Annotated in this window: 3 protein-coding genes; 1 reads left to right on the forward strand and 2 read right to left on the reverse strand. The window is 63.5% G+C overall.

The window, feature by feature from the left end; genetic code table 11:
- Positions 1-4388 (reverse strand): AAA family ATPase (locus AAAC48_RS03355; protein ID WP_340652814.1); only part of this gene is annotated, 4388 nt, incomplete at its 3' end.
- A 321-nt stretch (positions 4389-4709) separates the two neighbouring features.
- Between AAAC48_RS03355 and AAAC48_RS03360 the strand changes: the two genes are divergently transcribed.
- Positions 4710-4871 (forward strand): hypothetical protein, encoded by a 162-nt coding sequence (locus AAAC48_RS03360; RefSeq protein ID WP_340652812.1) that lies wholly within the window; start codon positions 4710-4712, stop codon positions 4869-4871.
- A 474-nt stretch (positions 4872-5345) separates the two neighbouring features.
- Here AAAC48_RS03360 and AAAC48_RS03365 read toward each other — a convergent pair whose 3' ends face one another.
- Positions 5346-5993, reverse strand: a complete 648-nt coding sequence (locus AAAC48_RS03365) for a response regulator transcription factor (protein WP_340652813.1) — start codon at positions 5991-5993, stop codon at positions 5346-5348.
- Positions 5994-6375: the final 382 nt, after the last annotated feature.

Raw genomic sequence — 6375 nt, forward strand, 5'->3', positions numbered from 1 at the left:
GCTTCGCGTTCTGCGAGATCGCGGTACAACCGGGTATTCTCCAGTGAGATCGCTGCCTGGGAGGCGAGCAGCTTCAGCACTGCGATCCGGGCGGGCGCGAAGACCCGAGGGGCGAGGTTGTTCTCGAGATAGAGCACTCCAGTCAGTTGGCCCTGGTTGAGCAACGGCAGGCAAAGAATGGAACGGGCATGGTGCTGACAGATGTAGGGGTCCGCGGAAAATGGGTTCTGAGCTGTGGCGTCGCCGAGAACCACGTTCTCGTTAGTGCGCAAGACATAATGAAGGACCGATTCCGGCAGCGTGATCGCGGTCACGAACTCGTCGCGCAGCTGCACCACGACCGTGTCGCCGCCGGTCGTGGCCTCCGCCGTGATCCGTGACTCACCGCCACGCGACAGGATCAACAGGCCGCGCTCGGCCCCCGCCTGCTCAATGGCGGTCCGCAAGACCGTGTCGATCAACTTTTCAAGGACAATCTCCCCCGAGATGGCTTGCGACACTTTGATAACGGTGGCGAGGTCAAGTTGTTCGATCGGCGTTCCGATCGTCCTCTTCGGGCTGGGTGCTGGCTCGTCCTCTCGCAGGTAGGGATACAATGCATCGAGTTGCTGCACCTTGCCATCAGCTCCCCAACGCAGGTAGCAGTGCCGCGCGTTTCGCATGTGGGCATGGGAATTGGTCTCGAAGCCACACGCCGCGTAGAAGCGCGCTGCCAGTTCGGAGGCGAGCGCCTCGTTGTGGATCAAGCCGTTGTCGCGGGCAGAGCGGATGGCCTGCTCGTAAAGACGCTCGGCCTCGAGCCACCGCCCTTTGAGGCGGGCGATCTCCGCGCCGAGCAGGGCGGCGCGGCTCGCGAAGTTTTCCGGGCAGTTCTCGGCCCACTCCTGGAGCTGGCGGTGGTGGGCGGCCAAGGCCTTGCGGTGGCGGGCTCGCTCCGCAGTGGGGGCCGCCTCGCAGAGCGCGGCCCGCGCCAGCGCAGCGTAGAGATGGTATTCTGCCCGCTCGAAGATCGCTGGCGACATCCAAAGAAGGCGTTCTGCTTTCGTCGCCGCCGCGACGGCTGCGGCGTGGTCGTCGGCGAAGACACGTGCCTGCAGCTTGCGGATCCAGTACAAGCAGGCTGCGATCGACAGGCGCGGATCATCCTCCAGATGCTGCTCGAACCGTTCCTCATCGAACCCGGTATCGTTGAAGGAGCCGAAGATCGCGGACTGGCCGCGGAGAGCCCGGACAAGTCCGAACTGTGCGGTGATGAGATCGACGACAAGACCGAACTTCGCCTGCCGCGCGAAGTCGAGCCCGGCCTCGACCTCGCGCTGCACTTCGGCGAGCGGATTGCCGCTGGCGAGAAGTTGGGTGAGGACGTTGTTGCAGCTAAAGGCTGCGTAGGTCAGGTCACCGGCCTGCAGAGCCAGGTCGAAGGCCTGCCGTGCGATTGGGCGGCCCATCGGGAAATGCCGCATCGACGGTTTCGCGAGGTTCCCGAAGGCCAGGTAGACGCGGGCCTTGAGGCGGTCAACACCACTCTGCTCCACCATGTCAAGCCCCAGCTGGCCGAAGCGGAACCCTGCCTTGTAGTCGCCGAAAAACAGCCCCAGCACGTTGCCCACCGCGGTGTAGGCGTAGCACGATGCGTCGCCGTTACCGTGCTCCAGGCTGAGATTCCCCATACGGCCGATGACAAGGCAGCGCAGGTTCTCGTCGGTGAACAAGGCCGGCGACACGAGCGAGGTGAGGACGTCCATCGTCGCGCACGCGACCGGATCGGCCATCCGAGGCAGTTCGAGCAGCGCGTCGATCGGGCGGTCGCCGAGCTGCCGCCACATCCGCGCGTATTCCTGCCGGACATCGTCCTTCGTCGGATGCGCCGACCAAGCGACGCCGACGCGGCGCAGGTAGTCGAGCCCGACCCTGACGGCGTGTTCGCTTCGGCCGAGGGTCATGAAGAGGTCCACCCGCAGCCGGGTGACGGTGGCCAGGTCGGGCAGGCTGACGGCGCGGCTTGCCAGTTCGGCGAGGCGCGCCTCCGCCTCCCCCAGCGCGCCGGTGAGGAACTCGCATTCGGCCCGGTGCCGCTCCAGCGCGAAAGTCAACTCGTGCCGGCGCTCCCACCCGTCCTCCGGCAATAGGGCGAGCCCGGCGGTAAGGTAGGTCAGCGCCGAGGCGTACGCGGTTGAGGCTTTGGCGCGCCGGCCAGCGATTAAGTTCAGTTCGGCAACCCGCTCCCGCTCCTCGCCCGAGGCTATCAGCGCGATGCCGCGATTGAGTTGGCCAACGATCTCGAAGACACTTTCCTCGACCGCCTCCGGCGGCGTATGCGCGGCCAGCCACTGACCGATGGCGAGGTGCGCAGCGGCTCGTTCGCCTTCGGGGATGAGCGTATAAGCTGCCTCCTGGACGCGGTCGTGCAGGAAGTGATAGGCCCCATCCCTCCGGAATACCAACCCGGCTCGCTCCGCCTCCGATAGTGCTGCGTCCAGCGCTGCCTCGCTCTCCCCCTGGATCAGGCCGAGGGTTGCGATCTCGCCAACGTTGCCCAGACAGGCCAACTGCTGCAGGGCGTCTTGGGTCGCGTCGGGGAGGCGGCGCAACTTGCCCAGCAAAAAGTCCACTACATTGTCCGTGTAACCCTTGGCGTGTATGCGGTCGATGTCCCAGGACCAGCGTGCCTGCCCATGGTCGAAGGCGACCAGCCCTTCCTCGGCCAGTGCGGTGAGGAACAGGATGGCAAAGAAAGGATTGCCGGCGGTCTTTTCGTGCACCAGCCGGACCAGAGGCGCCGCACTGGCTGGCTCGCAGTGGAGGGCATCGGCAATGAGCCGGCCGAGATCCTCATGCCCGAGCGGCGCCAGCACAATCTCCTGCGCCGGCGCGCCCAAGCTGCGGATCGCCGCCAGCCGCCGCATCAGCGGGTGCGCTGGCGTGACCTCGTTGCCTCGGTAAGCGCCGATCAGCAGCAAATGGCGCAGCTCGGGCCGGGTCACCAAGTGTTCAAGCAGGTCGAGCGTCGCAGCATCGAGCCACTGCAGGTCATCGAGGAACAGCGCCAGCGGGCGCTCCGGCCGCGCAAACACGCCAAGCAGGCGGCGGAACACCATCTGGAAGCGGCGCTGCGTGTCCTGCGGCGGCAGCTCCGGTAGCGGCGGCTGCGGGCCAGTGAGCAGTTCGAGCTCAGGGATGAGTGTCACCATGAGCTGGCCGTTCGGGCCAAGCGCCTCGTCGAAGGCCTCGCGCCAGGGCGCCAGCTCGGCCTCGCTCTTGCCCAGCAGGGGGCGGATCAGCCCCTGCAAGGCCTGCGCCAGGCTGGCATATGGGATGTCGCGCTTATATTGGTCGAACTTGCCTGAGGCGAATAGTCCGCGCGGCGGCACGAGCACCTTCTGCAGCTCGTGGACGACGGAGGACTTGCCGATACCGGAGTAGCCGGACACCAGCACCAGCTCCGGCGCCCCACCCTGGACGATGCGGTCGAAGGCGGCGAGCAGGGTCTTGATTTCGTGCTCGCGCCCGTACAGCTTCTCCGGGATCAGGAGCCGGTCCGGCGTGTCGTGTTCGCCGAGCGGGAAGTCATCGATGCGGCCTCGAGTCTCCCACGCCGTAAAGCAGCGCCGCAGGTCGCGCTCCAGACCGGCGGCGGTCTGGTAGCGCTGCTCGGCCGTCTTTGCGAGCAGCTTCATGATGATCGCTGATATGACGCCCGGCACCTCCTTCCTTCGCTCGGTCGGCGGCAACGGCTTCTTGGCGAGGTGACAGTGCACCCATCCCATCGGATCGGCAGCCGCAAAAGGCAGTACGCCCGTGAGCATTTGGTAAAAGGTGACGCCGAGCGCGTAGAGATCGCTGCGAGAGTCGACCGACCGGTTCATGCGGCCGGTCTGCTCCGGCGCCATGTAGGCGAGCGTCCCGGCGATGGTTTCGGGCGGGTCGGGTGCCTGCCGTTCGCGAGAGAGGCGCGAGGCAATGCCGAAGCCGATCAGCCGCACCTCTTCACTCCCGCCGTTCACTAGGATATTGGCCGGCTTGATGTCCTTGTGAACGAGACCTCGCTGGTGGGCCTTGCAGAGAGTCGAGGCGGCGCCTATGGCGATGCGCAAGAAATTTCCGACCTCCATGGGGCAGCCGAGAAGCCGGGCGAGCGGCTCGCCGCCGGGGTCCTCAAGCACCAGCATGGTCCGGCCGCCTTCGCGCACGAACTCCAGCGGCCGCACGGCCCATGCACCGTCCAGATCGTCCTTCAATTCATATTCGTGGGCGAGGCGATCAAGGGTTGAGGGCCTCGGATGCTCGGCGGCGGGAAGGGCGATCAGCACAGCGTTCCACTGGCCGCCGGCACCCAGACGCCGTCCGCGGCACAGCACGCGTTCGCCATCCTCCCACAGAAGCTCCAAGCTGCTATCGCAATCAACGCCGAACCGAGAGGTCGCCAAGCTAGGTTTTCCTGACGGACTGACAGCAACTTTGGCCCACGACATTCGTCCACCCAGGTTGACCAGAGCGAGTTTAAACAAAAACTCATACCACACACGACGTAGTATGACGATGTCTTTTCCTACATCTCATCTGTTCGTTAGAGCATATGCGCCGTCAGCCCCGGCGCGCTTGGAGCAACACCGACCGCGCGTGCCGATGGGTCCTGTTGACCCCTATCAAATGAGGCACTTGAGCTCACATCGGTAACGCTGGTTGACTGGCGTGATCGGTCCGCGAATGTGAAGCTGGTTCAAGCTGATGTGCTTTGGCTTTCCGCCGGGCTTGTCCGCATGGACATCGCCCGCACGCTCGCAGATGCCGGCTTCCTTGACCACGAGGCGGAGACAGCGGCAGCCGCCATCGCCATGCTTGCAGAACACGAGCAAAATGCAACTGGATGACTGACGTGAATGCCCGGAAGCATGGACGGCATCAGACTGGCCGCCTATGTTATTCTACGCGAACACATCTACGTGAAAAAGCGCCTCATGTCGACGTGTTTTACTTCGAAGATCGGAGGACGCACGTCGCGCAGTGAGAGAACTACTGAAAACTATTTTGATTTTTCAATGAGCGATGCAGTTGCTACGTTCCGTGATCGGGCATTCCCTGCCAAATAGTCAAAGGATTGCAACTTGCCGAATTAATGGGTGCTCCCACATAGTCGTCCGTGCCGATTTCGCATCTCCTCGCGGCTTTAGACGTGCTCAGCTCCGCAAGGCAAAAACCCCCTCCCAGCGAGGGAGGGGTTCGAGAGGGGGCCGGTTTGGGCTCTTGGGAGGAGAATTCTGACTATAACAGCACGCTCCCCACCGGACTATTCGCCGGGAGGAAAGATTGGATACCAAAGAGGAGGGGATAACCTATACGCGGGCTTAAGAGCTCTTATATTGCCCTTGCGGCTTTCCGGGCGCGAGCTTCAACTTGTCGGCCATAAGCGCGAGTTCGGGCAAGGACTTAGTACCCATCTTCTGCATGACCTGACCGCGGTGAACCTTCACGGTAATCTCGCTCACGCCAAGATCGAAGGCGATCTGCTTGTTCAGCCGTCCAGTCACCACCAAAGCCATCACCTCGCGCTCGCGCGCAGTCAAGCTATCGAACCTCGCACGCAATGACGCCAATGCCTTTTCATTTTCAAGCCACACGCGGTCGCGCGCCAGGCCGAGTTGAACGGCGTCGAGCAGATCCTGATCGCGGAACGGTTTCGTCAGGAACTCGACCGCGCCCCCTTTCATCGCTTGGACAGACATGGGAATGTCACCGTGCCCGGTGATGAACACGATCGGCAGCTGAATATTTTCTCGCGACAGCTCAAGCTGAAAATCAAGACCGCTTTGTCCCTGCAGCCGGACATCGAGCACAAGACAGGTCGGCCCGGCGGGTCGCCCAGACTTGAGGAAGTCGCCCACCGAAGCGAGGAGATTCACGGCAAAGCCGACGGAACGCAGCAGGCTGCCAAGCGCCTCGCGGATTTCCGGATCATCATCGATGACGATGACGGTTGCTGGCGCCTCGGTCATGATCAGCGCCTCCCAAAGTCAACCGGCGCGTTTGGACGTGCACTATCTGCACCCACTGCAGCAGCAGCGGGCTTAGCCCAACCAGCAGAGCGCCGATGACCCGATAAGAACACTCCTCCTCTCTCCTTCGCCAATGCCGAACGGAGTTTCTTCGCACATCAGAATGCCCGCTAATTACTTCAGCCACAAGGACCAATGCGGCCTGCCCACGAGAGCGCTTGCGGGTCTTGCAGTCTTGCCATGGCTGCCGATGCGCGGCATGGCCGGGGTCTGCCGTCACAAGGGGGGCGGTGCCGCAAGTATAGGGCGGGCGGCGCGAGGCAGCAAATCTCAAGCACCGGCGACGCTGTGCCGAACGAATCCGGCATACATTGATTAGACG

Origin of the sequence: Phyllobacterium sp., assembly GCF_037994405.1 — a bacterium.
In the GTDB taxonomy this organism is placed as follows: domain Bacteria; phylum Pseudomonadota; class Alphaproteobacteria; order Rhizobiales; family Rhizobiaceae; genus Phyllobacterium.

What these genes read in the sequence shown, in the direction of transcription:
- AAAC48_RS03365 (WP_340652813.1), bottom strand. Translation starts at nt 5,993, where the DNA reads ATGACCGAGGCGCCAGCAACCGTCATCGTCATCGATGATGATCCGGAA.